Genomic DNA, 17,837 nt, shown 5'->3' on the forward strand with positions numbered 1-17,837 from the left:
AATTTAATATTATGTCAGAAGCAAAGGAAATTGTAAAAAAATATAGTAATGATGATATTACTGTAGTTTGGAAACCAAATACATGTATCCACTCAAAAAAATGTTGGAAAGGATTGATACAGGTTTTTAATCCACAAAATAGACCTTGGATTAACATGGACGGAGCAACTACAGAAAGAATAAAAAAACAAGTAGAAGAATGTCCATCAGGAGCTTTATCATACATTTCAAAAAGAGAGGGTAATCAAGCAGCAGCTCATACAGAAACTAAAGTAGAAGCTCTAGAAAATGGCCCTTTATTAATCTACGGAACCTTGCATGTAACCAATCCAGATGGTAGTACAGAAAAGAAAAATAAAACAACTGCATTTTGTAGATGTGGAGCTTCTCATAATAAGCCATATTGTGATGGTACGCATGTAAAAGTAGAGTTTAAAGGATAATCATGAAGGTACAGCAAGAAGACAAAGGAAGTAAGGGAGAGTTTTATATAGAAGTTGAAGGAAATAGAGCTGGGTTAATGACTTATACTTGGGCAGGGAAAGATAAATTAATTATTGACCATACTGAGGTTGGAGATAGTTTAAGAGGAAAAGGAGCAGGATATAAGTTAGTAGCAGCTTCAGTTGAGTTTGCGAGGAATAAAAATATTAAAATCCTTCCTTTATGTCCGTTTGCTAAATCAGTTTTTGATAAAAAGCTAGAATATTCAGACGTTTTAGCATAAACAAAATTCCTTCTCAGTATTTGTAAAGAGTTTATATTCCTTGGTATATGAATGTGTATTTTGTATTTTTGCACTCAAAATAAGGAGGTTAAAATGAAGATAGTTTTATACGGTAGAAAAGGACATGCACATACAGTTGCATATAAAAACTTTCTAAAATCTGCAGAAGTACCATTTGAATACAAAGATGTTTCTGTTGATAATGAAGCAAAGGAACATACTAAAGAATTGTATGATGGTCAAGTAAAATATCCAACACTATTTGTTGATGAAGAAGTGTACTTAACACCATCATCGGATACTTTTAACAAATTAATGCAAGACTTAAAGTTAAAAGGGTAATCTTTTTTATTAAATAATATAAACCGGCTAATGGCTAATAGTCGATAACCAAAACAATGGGAGATATTTCAAAAGACATCAATTCAAAATTTCCAAATAATAAAATCAAAGCTTTTATAAATATTAAATATACTGCTAACTGGATAAACAGTAAAGAAAATGAGTTTTTTAAGCAGTACAGTATTTCTCCACAACAATTTAATATTCTTCGTATTTTAAGAGGAGCAAAAAAAGCAATAAAAGTTCAAACAATTAAAGATAGAATGATTGAACGAGCTCCGAACGCCACAAGATTAATGGATAAATTATGTGAGAAAAACTTAATTGACCGTGAAAGATGTGAAGATGATAGAAGAGTGGTTTATATAAGTATTACCCAACAAGGAAAAAAGCTTTTAAAAACAATAGATGATAAATTGCATTTAGATTTTATTGATAATTTAACAGAAGAAGAAGCCACACAACTTAGTGGTTTACTGGATAAAATAAGACAGTAAATTTTGTGCTTATTCATTAAATAAATAGGAAATCTAGTTTAAATATTGTATCTTTTAAGAAAGTGAAACAATAGAAGTTATGTATACATATGATACACTTTCAGAAGCATTAAAAGATTTACAGAAAAGAGGTTTTACTCTTGATTTTAACTTGAAGGAAAACGAAATAGAGAGTAAAAATACTAAAGAAATTTTCTCTCCAGATACCTTTGAAGTTGTAGAGGTATATCGATTTGAAGGCATGAGTAGCGCAGGAGACAATTCTGTTGTATATGCAATTCAGACGAAAACAGGTGTTAAAGGAGTTTTAGTTGATGCTTATGGAGTGTATGCTAACTCTCTTTCTCCAGAAATGATTCAAAAATTAAAAATAGTACGATAATTTAAAAACCAGAGGATATCGTAGATAAAAAAGAGTTATTTCCCTTAAAAAATTAAGATGTTTTCCTTATGTAATAAATAACCTTTTGCCTATAAGTTTCTAAATAGAGGTAAGATATATTTGGGCTAATTAATTAACCCAAACTAATATTTTATGAAGACTTTAAAAACCCTAATGTTGGTAAGTATCTTTTTCATGGTATTTGCATCATGTCAAAACGAAGAAACAGTACTACCAAACGAAACTCAGATAGAAGCAGCCGATGCAAAAGCTGCAAAATCCACAGATGATTTAAGATTAGATTACCATGAAGACTACGGAGTAGTTAGAGCGGATGAATACCCAATGAATCCAGAAGGTGTTGCAAAACCAACCTTAGATTATTTTTAGAAAAAGGAAACCTTAAAAAAGAAGATTTAAAAAGTTACCGTATTGTAAAAGATGAATTTTCAGGTGTTGGTTTAGCAGAACATAGAATGGAGGATGGTAATGTAATACAAGTACCACACGAGTATGAAAGGCAACCAGTTTACAGGTTTGAAGCTGAACTAAACGATGGAACCAAAGTTAGAATTATTATAATTATAATATGTTCAAATGGTTTAATTATAATCATTTGGTGGTAATAAATAAACCAAGATGCCTAAAAGACCTTATACTAAGTATGAGGTCTTTTTTATATGAAAAATATATTATAAAAATATGTATCTTGCAATTTGTTATGCGTGCATAATATTTTATAAAAATAAAACAATGAAATACAAACATATTTTCGAGCCATTAGATTTAGGTTTTACTACTTTAAAAAATCGAGTATTAATGGGCTCTATGCATACTGGTTTAGAAGAAGAAAAAAATGGTATTGAGCGCATTGCTGCTTATTATGCAGAGCGTGCACGTGGTGGAGTAGGTTTGATTGTTACAGGAGGAATTTCTCCAAATATCCAGGGGTGGACAGCTCCTTTCTCTGCTCGTATGAGCACAAAAAAACATGCAAGAGAGCATAAAGTAATTACAGAAGCAGTTCATAAAGAAGGAGGTAAAATATGTATGCAAATTTTACATTCTGGCCGTTATGGATATCATCCATTTAACGTAGCACCTTCAAAAATAAAATCACCAATAACTCCTTTTAAACCGTTTGCATTAAAGCAATCAGGAATACGAAGAACAGTAAAAGATTTTGTTAACTGTGCTAAGTTATCACAAGAAGCAGGATATGATGGAGTAGAAATCATGGGGTCTGAAGGATATTTAATCAATCAGTTTATAGTAACAAGAACAAATAAACGAACCGATGATTATGGAGGGAAATATGAAAATAGAATTCGTTTAGCGGTAGAGTTAGTTCGAAAAATTAGAGAAGTAGTTGGTGAGCATTTTATCATTATCTATCGTTTATCAATGCTAGATTTGGTAGAGCAAGTAAGCTCTTGGGAAGAAGTAGTGCAATTAGGGAAAGAAATAGAAAAAGCAGGAGCTACTATTATCAATACAGGTATTGGTTGGCACGAAGCACGAATACCTACTATAGCAACTTCAGTACCTAGGGCTGCGTTTACTTGGGTAACTAAAAAAATGAAAGAAGAATTATCTATTCCGTTAGTTACTTCTAACAGAATTAATATGCCTGATACTGCTGAGAAAGTATTAGCAGAAGGACATGCAGATATGATTTCAATGGCACGACCGTTTTTAGCTGATCCTGAATGGGTAAATAAAACGAAAGAAGAAAGAGTAGACGAAATAAATACTTGTATAGCTTGTAATCAAGCTTGTTTAGACCATGCTTTTCAGAAAAAAGTGGCAAGCTGTTTAGTAAATCCAAGAGCATGTCATGAAACAGAGCTAAACTATAATCCAACATCAAAAAAGAAAAAAATAGCAGTTGTAGGTGCAGGACCAGCAGGATTAGCAGCTTCAACAGTAGCAGCACAAAGAGGACATGATGTAACCTTATTTGATGCAGATAAAGAAACAGGAGGGCAATTCAATATTGCAAAACAGATTCCAGGAAAAGAAGAGTTCTATGAAACCATTCGTTACTTTAATAAACAACTAGAATTACACAACGTAAATGTAAAGTTAAACACAAGAGTTTCTGCAGAAGATTTATACAACGGTAATTTTGATGAGGTTATTTTAGCAACAGGAATTACGCCAAGAACTCCAAGGATAGAAGGTATAGAGCACGAAAAAGTATTGAGTTATATTGATGTTGTAAAATTAAAGAAATCTGTAGGTAAACGTGTTGCGGTTATTGGAGCAGGAGGAATTGGTTTTGACGTTTCAGAATACTTAGCTCACGAAGGAGAGAACACTTCTTTAAATGTAGATGCTTGGTTAGAAGAATGGGGAATAGATAAAACATTAAAAGCACGTGCAGGAATTGAAGGAGTTACTCCAAAAATGCACCCATCACCTAGAGAGATATTTATGTTCAAGCGTAGTTCAGGAAAGTTTGGAGGAAATTTAGGTAAAACTACAGGATGGATTCATCGTTCAGTATTAAAAAGAAAAAAAGTACAGTTTATTAATGAGGTACAGTACACAAAAATAGATGATGAAGGTTTACACTATGTTCAAAATGAAGAACAAAAAGTGTTACCAGTAGATAATGTAATCATTTGTGCAGGTCAAGTTCCATTTAAAGAATTATTAGAGCCGTTAGAAGCTAAAGGAATGAAAGTACATGTAATTGGAGGAGCAGATGTTGCAGCAGAATTAGATGCAAAGAGAGCCATAAATCAAGGAAGTAGGTTAGCTGCTGAACTCTAGTTTGTATATAAATTTAAAATCACTAAAAAAGTCTTGCTGCATTAGCAAGACTTTTTTTATGCACACAACTACAGTGAATAAGTCTAAATAATTACCGATATTTGTAGCTCACATTTTTTTGAAAAAAGTAAATTATGGCAATGAACAAAAACACTGTCCTAGGTTGGGCAACGCTTATAATGGTATTAATGGGAATTTTACTTATATGTTTAGCAGTATTTAAGTATGATGAAATAGCTGGTTATGGCTTTGGTGCTGTTGGTTTAGGTTTTTTTGCAAATGCATGGGTATTTAATGCCTTAAAAGGAAGAGTTTAATTAAAGAAAATATAAAGAAATGAGCGACGATAAAAAAGTCATTTTTTCAATGAATAAGGTCTCTAAGACCTACCAAAGTACAGGAAAACAAGTTTTAAAAGATATTTATTTAAGTTTCTTTTATGGAGCTAAAATTGGTATTTTAGGTTTAAACGGTTCGGGTAAATCTACCTTATTAAAAATTATAGCAGGAGTAGAAAAAAATTACCAAGGAGATGTTACATTTTCACCAGGTTATAAGGTTGGCTATTTAGAACAAGAGCCACAGTTAGATGAAAACAAAACTGTTTTAGAAGTTGTTAAAGAAGGAGCAGCAGAAACTGTAGCTATTTTAGATGAATACAACAAGATAAACGACATGTTTGGTTTAGAGGAAGTGTATTCTGATGCAGATAAGATGCAAAAATTAATGGATCGTCAAGCTGAACTACAAGATAAAATTGATGCATCTAATGCTTGGGAGCTAGATACTAAGTTAGAAATTGCCATGGATGCGTTACGTACGCCAGACGGTGATAAGAAAATAGGAGTATTATCAGGAGGAGAGCGTCGTCGTGTAGCCTTATGTCGTTTATTATTACAAGAACCAGAAATTTTATTATTAGATGAGCCTACCAACCATTTAGATGCAGAATCTGTACATTGGTTAGAGCATCATTTAGCACAATATAAAGGAACCGTAATTGCAGTAACACACGACCGTTATTTCTTAGATAATGTTGCAGGATGGATTTTAGAGTTAGATAGAGGTGAAGGTATTCCTTGGAAAGGAAACTATTCATCTTGGTTAGATCAAAAATCACAACGTTTAGCGCAAGAAAGTAAAACCGCTTCTAAGCGTCAAAAAACATTAGAACGAGAGTTAGAATGGGTACGTCAAGGAGCAAAAGGTCGTCAAACAAAGCAAAAAGCACGTTTGAAGAACTATGAAAAGTTAATGAGTCAAGACCAAAAGCAAACGGAAGAAAAATTAGAAATCTATATTCCAAATGGTCCACGTTTAGGAACGAATGTAATTGAAGCTACTGGTGTTTCTAAAGCTTATGGAGATAAGTTATTATATGAAAACTTAGAATTTAATTTACCACAAGCAGGAATTGTTGGAATTATAGGTCCAAATGGGGCAGGTAAAACCACAATTTTCAGAATGATCATGGGAGAAGAAACTCCTGATGCTGGAAGTTTTAAGGTAGGGGAGACAGCTAAAATTGCTTACGTTGACCAATCACATTCAAATATTGACCCTGAAAAATCTATTTGGGAAAACTTCTCAGAAGGTCAAGATTTAGTAATGATGGGAGGTAAACAAGTAAATTCAAGGGCTTATTTAAGTCGATTTAACTTTTCAGGAAGTGAGCAAAACAAAAAAGTAGCTACCCTATCTGGAGGAGAACGTAACCGTTTACATTTAGCAATGACTCTAAAAGAAGAAGGTAATGTATTGTTATTAGATGAGCCAACTAACGATTTAGATGTAAATACGCTACGTGCTTTGGAAGAAGGTTTGGAGAATTTTGCAGGTTGTGCTGTAGTAATTTCGCATGATAGATGGTTCTTAGATCGTATTTGTACACACATTTTAGCATTTGAAGGAGATAGTCAAGTATATTTCTTTGAAGGTTCTTTCTCTGATTATGAAGAGAATAAGAAGAAGCGTTTAGGAGGTGATTTAATGCCTAAGAGAATTAAATACAAGAAGTTAATCAGGTAAATTTATTATCTAATATTTTATAAAATAAAACTCGAAGTTAGCAGCTTCGAGTTTTTTCTTTTTCTATAACAATTGTCCCCTCAATGTAAAACTGTTTTGTAGATAGTTTTTCATAGTATAGCGAATTGTGTTAAAGTTTTCTTAACAACAATTATTGTGCCGTAAATTCAATAAAAATGTAATTTTATTGAATTTATGTTATTTTTTATTGTTTTATAGTGAAATATCTGTTTTTTGGTATTGTATAAAAAACCTCACCATTTAATGGTGAGGTTTATAAGTGTTTATATTTCATGAGTTTAGTAGCATTTTTCAAAGTAGCCATCAACACAGCAATATGAAACATCAGTAATACAGTGTACAGGAGAAGGGTATTGGCTGTTACAGGGCAAACCTTCTCTAGGACATACACTGGTAATTCCACCAGTAATAGATTTTTGTTCAGATGATTTTAAGACAAGCCCGATGTTTGAAATATTTTTTAACATAATCATAAATTTTAAAGTTGTTATAAATTTATGTATTAAGTCAAAAGTAAACTTTAGAAAAACCGTAATAAATGTAAGGTAATTACGTATTTTAAAAACAAACCTCACCAATCAGGTGAGGTTTACGAACTTTTATATGTTCTCTAATTATCCTTTTTAGAAACTTTAGATAAATTAATAGCTCTTTGTGTTATAAGGTCACTATTAACTACATATTTCATAAAAACCATTAACGCAACAAAAGTTGACCGCTGGAAGGCAGTCAGAAGGAAATTGAGATCCACTAGGACAACGATCTCCTAAAGAACATTCTTTCATGTCATTTCCTCCTTTTACTGATTTTTGCTCTTCTTTCTTTAAAATAGTTCCTACTTTTAAAATATTTCTTAACATAAGTGTAAATTTTTATTGTGAAACAAATTTATATTATATAAGTCATGGAACTTGATTAAAAACCGTAATAAGAATAAGGGAATTACGTACTTTTTTAATTATGAAAAGCAGCATTATGTGCTAAATCTCCGTTACAACTGTTACACTTTCCAGTAGTATCTGCCCCGCCAGCACAACCGTTGGTACAGGTATAGTGATATTGTCCAGCAGCATTAGGTCCAGAAGTAGTCTGTGTTGCAGGAGTTGATATTGGAGAGTTGGAAGTTTTATTTTGTGTATTGTGAAATCCTTGGTTATGAGCAAGAGGAGTTTTACAAACAGGGCAAGAGGTACCTTGAACATTTGAAGTTCCTCCTTCACACTTTTTAGGGCATATATAATGCGCTCCTCCAATAATATTAACAGAATTATTGTTATTATTAGGAAGTTGTGGAGTTGGGCGTTCACTAAAAGGAATTGTTAACGGGTTTACAGGTGCTTTTTTTTCTTCTGTTTTACAAGAGTAAAAACAACATAATAAAACGAATAGTGTGAATATTTTTTTCATATTTCAAATATAAAAAAACCTCGCCAAAAAAGACGAGGTTGTAATTTATATAAAGTTTGTAAGTCTTATAAGTGAATTACTTCATCATAAGCATCAGCAACAGCTTCCATAACCGCTTCACTCATTGTAGGGTGAGGGTGAATTGCTTTTAATACTTCATGACCAGTAGTTTCTAATTTACGTCCTAAAACAGCTTCAGCAATCATATCGGTAACTCCAGCACCAATCATATGGCATCCTAACCATTCACCGTACTTAGCATCAAAAATTACTTTTACAAATCCGTCAGGAGTTCCAGCAGCTTTAGCTTTACCTGAAGCAGAGAATGGGAATTTTCCAACTTTTAATTCATAACCTTTTTCCTTTGCTTGTTCTTCAGTTAAACCAACAGAAGCAATCTCAGGAGTAGCATAGGTACAACCAGGGATGTTTCCATAGTCGATAGCTTCAGTATGTAAACCAGCAATCTTTTCAACACAAGTAATTCCTTCAGCAGAAGCAACGTGTGCAAGTGCAGGACCAGGAGTAACATCACCAATAGCATAATAACCAGGAATGTTAGTTTGATACCAATCGTTTACTAAGATTTTATCTCTATCAGTAATAATACCCACATCTTCTAAACCGATGTTTTCAATGTTAGTTTTAATACCAACTGCTGATAATACGATGTCTGCTTCTAAAACTTCTTCTCCTTTTTTAGTTTTAACGGTAGCTTTTACTCCGTCGCCAGAAGTATCAACAGCTTCTACAGAAGAACTTGTCATTACTTTAATTCCAGCTTTTTTGAAAGAACGTTCCATTTGTTTAGAAACATCTTTATCTTCTACAGGAACAATTGTTGGCATAAACTCAACAACAGTAACGTCAGTTCCCATTGAATTATAAAAGTGCGCAAACTCAACTCCAATAGCACCAGAACCTACCACAATCATAGATTTTGGTTGTTTTGGTAAGCTCATTGCTTCACGGTATCCGATAACTTTTTTACCGTCTTGTGGTAAGCTTGGTAATTCACGAGAGCGAGCCCCTGTTGCAATAATAATGTGGTCAGCAGAATACTCAGTTACCTTACCATCTTTATCAGTAACATCTACTTTTTTACCTGCTTTTACTTTACCAAAACCATCTATGATATCAATTTTGTTTTTCTTCATTAAGAACTGAACACCTTTGCTCATTCCTTCAGCAACACCACGACTACGCTTAATAACCGCTTCAAAATCTTTATCGATTGCTTCTGCTTTTAAACCATACTCATCAACATGTTTTAAATAATCATATACTTGAGCAGATTTTAATAATGCTTTCGTAGGAATACATCCCCAGTTTAAGCAAATTCCACCTAAGCTTTCTTTTTCAACTACAGCGGTTTTAAATCCTAATTGAGATGCTCTAATTGCAGTTACATAACCTCCAGGACCGCTTCCGATTATTAGTACGTCGTATTTCATGTTGTTTATTTTTACTTATTGTTTGTTTAATCTATACAATTATTATTATACTTTATTATATTAATAATATTGGAATCAAAGTTAGACTTTAAACTTTTTTTATCTTGAATTTTTTCTAAAAGACTTTTACATTTAGAAGTATATTTAGCAATAAATTTTCTAAAGCGTTTTTTTTCAAGATTTGAAGGGATAATTTCTACAAAATCACTACCCTTTTCTCCAAGGTAATGGTCTATGTACATTCCTGAGCGAGACCCATCCGAAAAGCCTGAAAAATATGAAGCTAAAGAGTAAAGTTCTAAAGGTCCTTCAACCTCTTTCTTTAATAATAATGTTGTTTTTTTTCTTTTTTTATAATGATGTTCTATTGAGTCACTAAACACAATCTTATTTACTTTTGTATGGTCAAATTTTTTCTTAGAATTATTTTCGTTAAAAATAATTTCATGGTGTTTTGTAATTTTAATTTGGCCATTAAGGGTAGCTCCATTTTTAAAATGTATGACCCCACTTTTATATTGACTGAATAAGACAATAGAAATAAAATAAAAAAGAAAAAAAAGTCTTTTTTTCATAAATAACATAATTAATTACATTCTTTCAGGAACCTGAATTCCTAATAAATTGAATGCTGATTTTATGGTATCAGCTACTTTTTTAGATAACTGAACTCTAAATGTTTTTTTATCTTGATTTTCTTCTCCTAAAATTGATACGTTTTGATAGAATGAGTTGAACTCTTTAACCAAATCGTATGTGTAATTTGCAATTATAGCAGGTGAATAATTATTTGCAGCTTGCTGAATTATTTCAGGGTACAATTCTAATTGCTTGATTAATTCTTTTTCTTTCTCGTGTAATTCTACCGATACTTTAGCTGAATAATCAAAGTCGGCTTTACGTAAGATCGATTGAATTCTCGCATAAGTATATTGTACAAACGGACCTGTGTTTCCTTGGAAATCTACCGATGCTTGTGGGTCAAACAAAATTCTCTTTTTAGGGTCTACCTTTAAAATGAAGTATTTTAAAGCTCCTAATCCGATAATTTTATATAACTCCTCTTTTTCTTCAGTTGAATAGCCTTCTAACTTACCTAACTCTTGTGATATTTCACGAGCTGTATTGGTCATTTCGTCCATTAAATCATCAGCATCTACTACAGTCCCTTCACGAGATTTCATTTTTCCAGAAGGTAAATCTACCATTCCATAACTTAAATGGAATAATTGTTTAGCCCAAGAATAGCCTAGCTTTTGTAAGATTAAGAACAATACTTTAAAGTGGTAATCTTGTTCGTTACCTACTGTATATACCATTCCGTTTACATCAGGAAAATCTTTAGAACGTTGGATAGCAGTACCAATATCTTGCGTCATGTACACCGCAGTTCCGTCAGAACGTAATACTAGTTTTTCGTCTAGTCCTTCGTCAGTTAAATCACACCAAACAGAACCATCTTCTTTTTTGAAGAAAACACCATTTTCAAGTCCTTCTTCAATAACATCTTTTCCTAATAAATAGGTATTACTTTCGTAATATAATTTGTCAAAGTTAACTCCGATGTTTTCATAAGTAACGTCGAAACCTTTGTATACCCATCCGTTCATCATTTCCCAAAGGGTAACAACTTCTTTATCACCAGCTTCCCATTTACGAAGCATTTCTTGTGCTTCTAAAAATAATGGGGCTTGTTTTTTAGCATCTTCTTCAGAAGTGCCAGAAGCGACTAATTCGCCAATTTCTTTTTTATATTCTTGATCGAATTTTACGTAGTAATTACCAACTAATTTATCTCCTTTTAATCCTGTAGATTCAGGAGTTTCGCCTTCTCCAAATTTTTTCCAAGCCAACATCGACTTACAAATATGGATACCACGATCGTTTATAATTTGTGTTTTATAAACTTTATGTCCCGCTGCTTTTAAAATTTCAGCAACAGAATACCCTAATAATACATTACGAACATGTCCTAAGTGTAAAGGTTTGTTTGTGTTTGGAGAAGAATACTCAACCATTCGAGCATCTGTTTCATCTTCTTTTACAAAACCATACCTTGCATCTGCTGCAATTTCATTAAAAAAGTTTACGTAGAAAGAATCGTCAACTACCAAGTTTAAAAAACCTTTTACAACATTGTAGTTGGTAATTTCGTTGATGTTTTCAACCAAATACTTTCCTAAATCTTCACCAATTTGAACTGGATTTCCTTTTTTGTACCGTAATAACGGGAAAACGACAACGGTAATGTCACCTTCAAAATCTTTACGGGTTGCTTGAAATTCTACACTGGGAATTTCTAGATCATATAAGGCTAAAAATCCTTCTTTTACTTTCGTTTCTATTAACGATTGAATATTCATTGGTTCTTTTTGATTATCGCACAAAATTAGTGTTTTTAATTTTTTCTTCCCACGATTTGCCTTATGATTTTTTGATTCATGATTATAGCATACTTAGTTGATGCTTTTGTACCTTTGCACCATGGATAAAGACCTTGAAAACTTACCAAAATTAGCCAAAGACGCTTTACAAGAAAATAAGAAGTATTTTCAACGATTAAAGAAAAGAACACCCAAACGTTTAGATTTACTAATGCAAGAGTTGCATGAGGAAGAATTTGAACGAACAGATTGTTTAGAATGTGCAAACTGTTGTAAAACGACTTCGCCAATTTTTACTGAAAAAGATATAGAGCGCATAGCAAAACACTTAAAAATGAAGGTGATTGATTTTACAAATCAGTATTTACAGAGAGATGAAGATAATTTTATGGTCTTACAATCAGCTCCGTGTACTTTTTTAGACGAGTCTGATAATACTTGTTTTATTTACGATGTACGCCCGAAAGCTTGTTCTGAATATCCACATACTAATCGAAAAAAGTTTATCCAAATAGCAGATTTAACGATTAAAAACACTGAGGTTTGTCCAGCTACTTATAGAATAGTAGAGGAGTTGAAAAAACGTTTACCACAATCAGGAACTTCTAAAAAGAATAAAACTTAATATAGTCGATACGTTTTCGCTTTACCTCACTTAAGATTTTAGTAATTTTTCTTATTTTGGGAAAAATATCATCCTTTGGAAACATAAATTCATTATTTTGATTAAAACCATCTCTGATTCAGATTGTCAATTAGTATATGATTATATACAGTTTGCCGGCCCAATAAGTGATGATTTCTTTTTGGAGTTAATAAAGTATTTTAAAAAAAGAAAATACGCTAAAGGTGAAATCATTTTAAAAGAAGGAGACGTAGAATTTAGATCCAATATTGTAGCCAAAGGTGTAGTTCATCAGTTTGTTTATGATGAAGATATTCCTATTACATCTAACATTTCACCACAGGGTTTATCATTTAACAGTCTTAAAAGTTATATAGAAGGAACTCCTTCCGTAGAAATTCAGGAAGCTATTACAGATGTCGAAATACTATCTATAGAGAAGAAAGATATTGAAATACTTTCAAAAAAGTGGACTGAAATGGCTTATGTTATGTATAAAGTTCATGAATCTATTTTGCTGGATAGAGAGAATAGGATGAGCTTGCTGCAATACAGAAGTCCATCAAAAAGATTTCAACTTTTTCATGAAATGGTAGTACGATCAAATTTGATGTTAAAGAGCACTCCTGATAAATACATTGCTAGTTATTTAAATATGACTCCTCAGCAATATAGTAAAGAAAAGCACCTTCAAAAAAGATCGGGAAAATAAGCTCTTGTAAAAAACACATAGAACTTATCTGGAGATAATTTTAGAGTTGTCAAGATTTTATTATTTAGCCTAATATTTGATTATAATTAATTTTTATAATATGCTAAAACACATAAAATTTATTTTAGTACCTGTTATCTTGTCCGGATTCTTTTTTAACTCTTGTAGTAAAAAAGACGATGATCCTATTCTTAGTAATGAGAATATGATTCTGAGTTTTATATTTAAATCACAAAATAATACTGCTTTAACTTCAGATATTACAGCCCAAATTAATGAAGATGATAAAACTATTAAAGCGACAGTGCCATTTGGAACAACCATAACAGCTTTGATACCTACCCTTCAAGTATCTGAACATGCAATTTTTTCTCCCGAAGGAACAATAGATTTTACAAATCCAGTTACGTATACCGTTACTTCTCAAAATCAAACTACTGCAAATTATAGTGTTATTGTTGAAACAGCTCCTCTAACACAAAGAGAAGCATTAATGGCTATTTTCAATGCTAATCCAAGCAATTATTTAGATTGGAATTTTGATAATGAAGATATAAGTACATGGAGTCGTTTAGTTGTTGATGATGAAGGCTATGTAGTTGAATTAGATTTTCGCAATGTTAATTTAAAAACAATTCCAGCAGAGATTCAATATTTAACTCATATAGAAACATTAAGTTTTAATGATAACCATATTCAAACGCTTCCTGCTGAAATAAGAAGTTTAGTAAATTTAACAAGTTTAAGTTTATATAATAATAATATCAATACTCTTCCTGTTGAAGTAGGAGAGTTAATTAATTTAACGAATTTAAACATTTCTAGAAATGAAATACAAATTCTACCAGAAAGTATTGGTAATCTTACTAAATTAAAAATTTTACAAGCTTCTTTAAATAAAATAGAAAGTTTACCTGAAGAAATAGGGAATTTGAAAGCTTTGGAAAGATTACATGTATTTAATAATTTATTAATAGAAATACCAGAAAGTATAGGTAATCTATCTAACTTAATAGATCTAAACCTTGGACGTAATCAAATAATACAAATACCAAACTCAATTAAAGATTTAACTAAATTAACAAAACTAAGTTTGTCTTCAAATCAAATAGAAAGTGTCCCTGATGAGGTGTTTATGTTATCAGAATTAACCTTTTTACATTTATTTTCTAATAAGCTTACTGTTATTTCATCAGAAATTGAAAACCTTACTAAATTAGAATTTTTATACTTAGGAAATAATCAACTATCTGAGGTTCCAGAGCAGATAGGAAACTTAAGTAACTTAAAAGGATTATACTTTCAAGATAATCAGTTAGAAAGTGTACCTATTCAAATAGGAAATTTGAAAGAATTAGAACAGTTGTTTTTACAAGATAACTTATTAATTACTATACCACAACAAATATGCGACCTAGAAAATAGAGGTACTGTTATTACTAAAGATTCGACAGTAATTTGTGAGTAAACTTTCAAAAAAACATTATAAGTACTTAAAGGGGTACTCTATTAGTAAATGATTAAAGTTTCGAAATGTAATTCCATTAAATGCTCTTTGGGCTTGCTTTAGAGAAATTTACTTTTCTGATTGTATTTTCAAAGATGAACAAATCTGTAATGATAACTATAATCAAAAATTCTTACTTTTAGAAAAAATATTACACATTGGAAACCCTTATACATTATTTTGAAAACATTCCTTCCAGTCATAGAAGTATTATTTTAGTTGGAGGAATAGCTTTTTTCTGGTTGTTAGAAGGCGCTGTGCCTTTATTTAGCTTTAAATACAATAAATGGAAACATGCATGGCCTAATTTGTTTTTTACAGCTACCACGGTAATTATCAACTTTACTTTGGCTTTTGTATTACTTAAGACAGCCGATTGGGTGCAAGCAAATGATTTTGGATTGATTAACTGGCTTCCTGAAATGCCATTATGGTTGTATGTATTGTTAGGTGTGTTATTTTTAGATTTTTTCGGAGCTTATTTAGCGCATTTAGTAGAACATAAAGTAAAGCCTTTATGGATGGTACATTTAGTACACCATTCTGATCATAAAGTAGATACTACTACAGCAAATAGGCATCACCCTATAGAAAGTGTTATTCGTTTTACATTTACATTACTAGGTGTTTTTTTAGTAGGAACACCAATAGGTATAATAATGTTATATCAGTCTATGTCTTTAGTATTTACACAACTAACTCATGCCAATATAAAAATGCCTAAAAAATTGGATAAAGTATTAAGTTATGTTATTGTTTCACCTGATATGCATAAAGTGCATCATCATAATTTATTACCTTATACTGATTCCAACTACGGAAATATCTTCTCTATTTGGGATCGATTATTAGGTACTTATATGGAATTAGATAGAGAAAAAATAGTCTACGGAGTAGATACATTTCCTGATGAGGTAAAAAATTCAAGCCTAAAAGAGTTACTCAAGCAACCTTTTCAAGGATATAGAAAACCTACGAACTTAAAGGGTATTAAATAAATAAAAGCAAGCAGTTAGGCTTGCTTTTATAGTTCTTATCTAGTTATAAAGGATAACAAATGTAACCACGATAGCTTAAATCTGTGTAAGAATAAAAAAAGGTAGGTGTATTACCATTACTAGTTTGATTATGACACCTCCACTTCCAACTTGGTGTTACTGGATCAGAAGGAAATCTGTCAGGATCTGTTGTTGTATCTACTCCATCTAAATAACCACCAAAAGAGCCTCCTCCTGAAATTTCTTTTTGAGTTAAACTGTTTAGTTTTTGAACACCACTTAACTTTAAAATTTTTTTCAACATAATTTTTTATTTTGATTTATAATGTTGGCAAAACTATAACGGAAAGAGAAGAAGGTCTTTAGGTTAACAGCTACATTTTTAAAAGGAATAAACACTTGATTTATACAGGAAATAAATTGAAATACTCCACAAGCCTTAGCAAAATGTTCGGTGTATAAGACTTACTTAAAGGGTGTTTTTCCTGTAGTATAAACAACAATTCCCCTGATAGTTAAGCTGTGGTGTTCGTATATATTTGAGTTCATAATTAACCCCGAAAACTATTATTTTATGAAACGACTACAAAACTTTGTAATTGTAGGCATCGTTCTTATGATGCTACAAGCATGTCAAAAAGAAGACACTGCAAACGAACTGTTAAACAACACAAATTTAGAGGTAAAAAAAGCTCGAGCCTATTACGCACCATGGGTATATGTTATGGATTGGCGTTTTAGTAGAGGAACTTGTACTACAGGACCAGGAGTGTGTTTTAAAAACGATTATGGAGATATACTTGTGTATAGCAATGCAAGTTCAGATTCATCAGAAGAAGTAAAAGAAACATTCTCAAAACTTATGGAAGGAAACAATGATGAAGATAATGGAGTGATAGCATTCAGAAATGAAGGTGAGTCATTACGATTAGTGTTCTCAAGAAGTTTAGAGGAAGAAGATTTTATCATTTCAGAAAACGTTTCTCTTAGAGAAGACATAGTAGCAGAATTAGGCAAAGCTGATATTACTTTACAAGCAGGTAAATACGTTGTAGATTATTCGCGTTTTAAGAACGGAGAGGTTTTAATACCTGTAAAAAATTAAAAAACTAACTAATCAAACTAATAAACTCTTAGCAAAGTCTGAGAGTTTCAAAAAATAAGAAAAAATGAAAAAACAAAATTTTTTATGGATGGCTGTAATGTGTTTTACATTGCTTTTTAGCTGTCAAAGCGAAGATATAGTTGAAAATGAATCAAACAAAGAAGAAGTACAATTAGCAAAAGAAAGTACAGTAACTATAAATCATACATACGATTATTATGGTAAGCAGTTTAAAGTGGCTTATGTATATGATGAAGAAAGTGGAGAAGTACTGAAAGCTGATGGAGATGTTGAGCTTGCTCAAGAAATCTTTGGAGATGAAGAAAGAGCTCCAAAATCATTATTCTTTGATAATCAAAAAGAAGGAAGTACTGATATTCAAGTTAAGGTTTTTGATAATGGAGAAGACTTACAAGAGTATGCTTCAAAAGTAGCAGAAGAATTTCCAGGTGATCAAGAAGCAACAGAAGGAAGATCATCTAAGTGTAATAGCTATGATTTATATGGAACAGGAAGGTTTTATTTCTACAAACACGCTTACTATAATACATACATGAGTGGAATGAGTAGAATGGATCGTAGGTATTATAGAGACCATTGGGTAGGAAGCGGTTATAACGATCAGTTATCCTCTTTAATAGTGAAAAAACCATGGAATAGAAGAGCTTTGGTGTACTTATATCAACATTCTTGTTATGGAGGAAAAGTTATAGGTTTTTATCAATCAGTAGGTCCTTCAGGTTTTGGAGTAGCTAACCTTAAGTGGTATACTATGTCAGGCTGGTGGTTCTGGAGAAAGTCTTGGAACGACCAAGTTTCTTCTACCAAAGGCTGGGCTTGGTAATACAATAACTACAACTATTTAGTTGT

At 31.8% G+C, this 17,837-nt stretch carries 22 protein-coding genes; 16 read left to right on the forward strand and 6 right to left on the reverse strand.

The features are described from left to right. Positions 1-11 precede the first annotated feature (11 nt). The 10 genes from C8N27_RS09990 to ettA all read left to right on the forward strand — a co-directional run bounded on the left by C8N27_RS09990 (position 12) and on the right by ettA (position 6,754). Positions 12-443, forward strand: coding sequence for a (4Fe-4S)-binding protein (locus C8N27_RS09990; protein ID WP_099216228.1), 432 nt, complete (start codon positions 12-14; stop codon positions 441-443). 2 nt (positions 444-445) lie between these two features. Further along, complete coding sequence (locus tag C8N27_RS09995) at positions 446-727, forward strand: GNAT family N-acetyltransferase (protein WP_121147232.1); 282 nt, start codon at positions 446-448, stop codon at positions 725-727. Between the two features lie 93 nt (positions 728-820). Further along, positions 821-1,069: a glutaredoxin family protein gene (locus C8N27_RS10000; RefSeq protein WP_099216226.1), complete on the forward strand. Its 249-nt coding sequence runs from the start codon at positions 821-823 to the stop codon at positions 1,067-1,069. A gap of 56 nt (positions 1,070-1,125) precedes the next feature. Beyond that, positions 1,126-1,566 carry a MarR family winged helix-turn-helix transcriptional regulator gene (locus C8N27_RS10005; protein WP_099216225.1) on the forward strand — a complete coding sequence of 147 codons (441 nt, stop codon included), beginning with the start codon at positions 1,126-1,128 and terminating at the stop codon, positions 1,564-1,566. 79 nt (positions 1,567-1,645) lie between these two features. Beyond that, a complete protein-coding gene (locus C8N27_RS10010) occupies positions 1,646-1,948 on the forward strand; it encodes a phosphoribosylpyrophosphate synthetase (RefSeq protein ID WP_121147233.1) in 303 nt (100 codons plus the stop codon). A 153-nt stretch (positions 1,949-2,101) separates the two neighbouring features. Further along, complete coding sequence (locus tag C8N27_RS10015; protein ID WP_121147234.1) at positions 2,102-2,338, forward strand: hypothetical protein; 237 nt, start codon at positions 2,102-2,104, stop codon at positions 2,336-2,338. A gap of 86 nt (positions 2,339-2,424) precedes the next feature. Continuing rightward, the gene (locus C8N27_RS15930) at positions 2,425-2,574 is read left to right on the forward strand and encodes a hypothetical protein (RefSeq protein ID WP_167444743.1); all 150 of its coding nucleotides are present in this window, start codon (positions 2,425-2,427) and stop codon (positions 2,572-2,574) included. Positions 2,575-2,701: 127 nt separating this feature from the next. Beyond that, entirely contained in the window at positions 2,702-4,726 is a 2,025-nt protein-coding gene (locus tag C8N27_RS10020) for an NADPH-dependent 2,4-dienoyl-CoA reductase (protein WP_121147235.1), read from the forward strand. A gap of 140 nt (positions 4,727-4,866) precedes the next feature. Continuing rightward, on the forward strand, positions 4,867-5,043 hold the full coding sequence (locus tag C8N27_RS10025; RefSeq protein ID WP_099216284.1) for a CAL67264 family membrane protein: 177 nt from the start codon (positions 4,867-4,869) through the stop codon (positions 5,041-5,043). Between the two features lie 19 nt (positions 5,044-5,062). After that, entirely contained in the window at positions 5,063-6,754 is a 1,692-nt protein-coding gene (ettA, locus tag C8N27_RS10030; protein WP_099216221.1) for an energy-dependent translational throttle protein EttA, read from the forward strand. 692 nt (positions 6,755-7,446) lie between these two features. On the opposite strand, the gene C8N27_RS10035 is transcribed toward ettA, so the two are convergent. The 5 genes from C8N27_RS10035 to argS all read right to left on the reverse strand — a co-directional run bounded on the left by C8N27_RS10035 (position 7,447) and on the right by argS (position 11,999). Further along, positions 7,447-7,635, reverse strand: a complete 189-nt coding sequence (locus tag C8N27_RS10035; RefSeq protein ID WP_121147236.1) for a hypothetical protein — start codon at positions 7,633-7,635, stop codon at positions 7,447-7,449. Positions 7,636-7,729: 94 nt separating this feature from the next. Then, positions 7,730-8,182, reverse strand: a complete 453-nt coding sequence (locus C8N27_RS10040; protein WP_121147237.1) for a hypothetical protein — start codon at positions 8,180-8,182, stop codon at positions 7,730-7,732. A 65-nt stretch (positions 8,183-8,247) separates the two neighbouring features. Then, positions 8,248-9,636 carry a dihydrolipoyl dehydrogenase gene (gene lpdA, locus C8N27_RS10045; RefSeq protein ID WP_121147238.1) on the reverse strand — a complete coding sequence of 463 codons (1,389 nt, stop codon included), beginning with the start codon at positions 9,634-9,636 and terminating at the stop codon, positions 8,248-8,250. 26 nt (positions 9,637-9,662) lie between these two features. Beyond that, positions 9,663-10,211: a hypothetical protein gene (locus C8N27_RS10050; RefSeq protein ID WP_147431717.1), complete on the reverse strand. Its 549-nt coding sequence runs from the start codon at positions 10,209-10,211 to the stop codon at positions 9,663-9,665. A 15-nt stretch (positions 10,212-10,226) separates the two neighbouring features. Beyond that, on the reverse strand, positions 10,227-11,999 hold the full coding sequence (gene argS, locus C8N27_RS10055) for an arginine--tRNA ligase (RefSeq protein WP_121147240.1): 1,773 nt from the start codon (positions 11,997-11,999) through the stop codon (positions 10,227-10,229). A 121-nt stretch (positions 12,000-12,120) separates the two neighbouring features. Here argS and C8N27_RS10060 point away from each other — a divergent pair, with 121 nt between their 5' ends. The 4 genes from C8N27_RS10060 to C8N27_RS10075 all read left to right on the forward strand — a co-directional run bounded on the left by C8N27_RS10060 (position 12,121) and on the right by C8N27_RS10075 (position 15,862). Continuing rightward, complete coding sequence (locus C8N27_RS10060) at positions 12,121-12,645, forward strand: YkgJ family cysteine cluster protein (protein ID WP_121147241.1); 525 nt, start codon at positions 12,121-12,123, stop codon at positions 12,643-12,645. Positions 12,646-12,742: 97 nt separating this feature from the next. Continuing rightward, positions 12,743-13,357, forward strand: a complete 615-nt coding sequence (locus tag C8N27_RS10065) for a Crp/Fnr family transcriptional regulator (RefSeq protein WP_121147242.1) — start codon at positions 12,743-12,745, stop codon at positions 13,355-13,357. A gap of 100 nt (positions 13,358-13,457) precedes the next feature. Then, a complete protein-coding gene (locus tag C8N27_RS10070) occupies positions 13,458-14,825 on the forward strand; it encodes a leucine-rich repeat domain-containing protein (protein WP_121147243.1) in 1,368 nt (455 codons plus the stop codon). Between the two features lie 197 nt (positions 14,826-15,022). Continuing rightward, entirely contained in the window at positions 15,023-15,862 is an 840-nt protein-coding gene (locus C8N27_RS10075; protein WP_121147244.1) for a sterol desaturase family protein, read from the forward strand. A 43-nt stretch (positions 15,863-15,905) separates the two neighbouring features. On the opposite strand, the gene C8N27_RS10080 is transcribed toward C8N27_RS10075, so the two are convergent. Next, positions 15,906-16,166: a hypothetical protein gene (locus tag C8N27_RS10080; RefSeq protein WP_099216210.1), complete on the reverse strand. Its 261-nt coding sequence runs from the start codon at positions 16,164-16,166 to the stop codon at positions 15,906-15,908. A gap of 270 nt (positions 16,167-16,436) precedes the next feature. Between C8N27_RS10080 and C8N27_RS10085 the strand changes: the two genes are divergently transcribed. Further along, positions 16,437-16,967 carry a hypothetical protein gene (locus C8N27_RS10085; RefSeq protein ID WP_147431718.1) on the forward strand — a complete coding sequence of 177 codons (531 nt, stop codon included), beginning with the start codon at positions 16,437-16,439 and terminating at the stop codon, positions 16,965-16,967. A 64-nt stretch (positions 16,968-17,031) separates the two neighbouring features. Continuing rightward, positions 17,032-17,811: a hypothetical protein gene (locus C8N27_RS10090; RefSeq protein ID WP_121147246.1), complete on the forward strand. Its 780-nt coding sequence runs from the start codon at positions 17,032-17,034 to the stop codon at positions 17,809-17,811. Positions 17,812-17,837: the final 26 nt, after the last annotated feature.

Origin of the sequence: Tenacibaculum discolor, from assembly GCF_003664185.1 — a bacterium.
In the GTDB taxonomy this organism is placed as follows: Bacteria; Bacteroidota; Bacteroidia; order Flavobacteriales; family Flavobacteriaceae; genus Polaribacter; species Polaribacter discolor.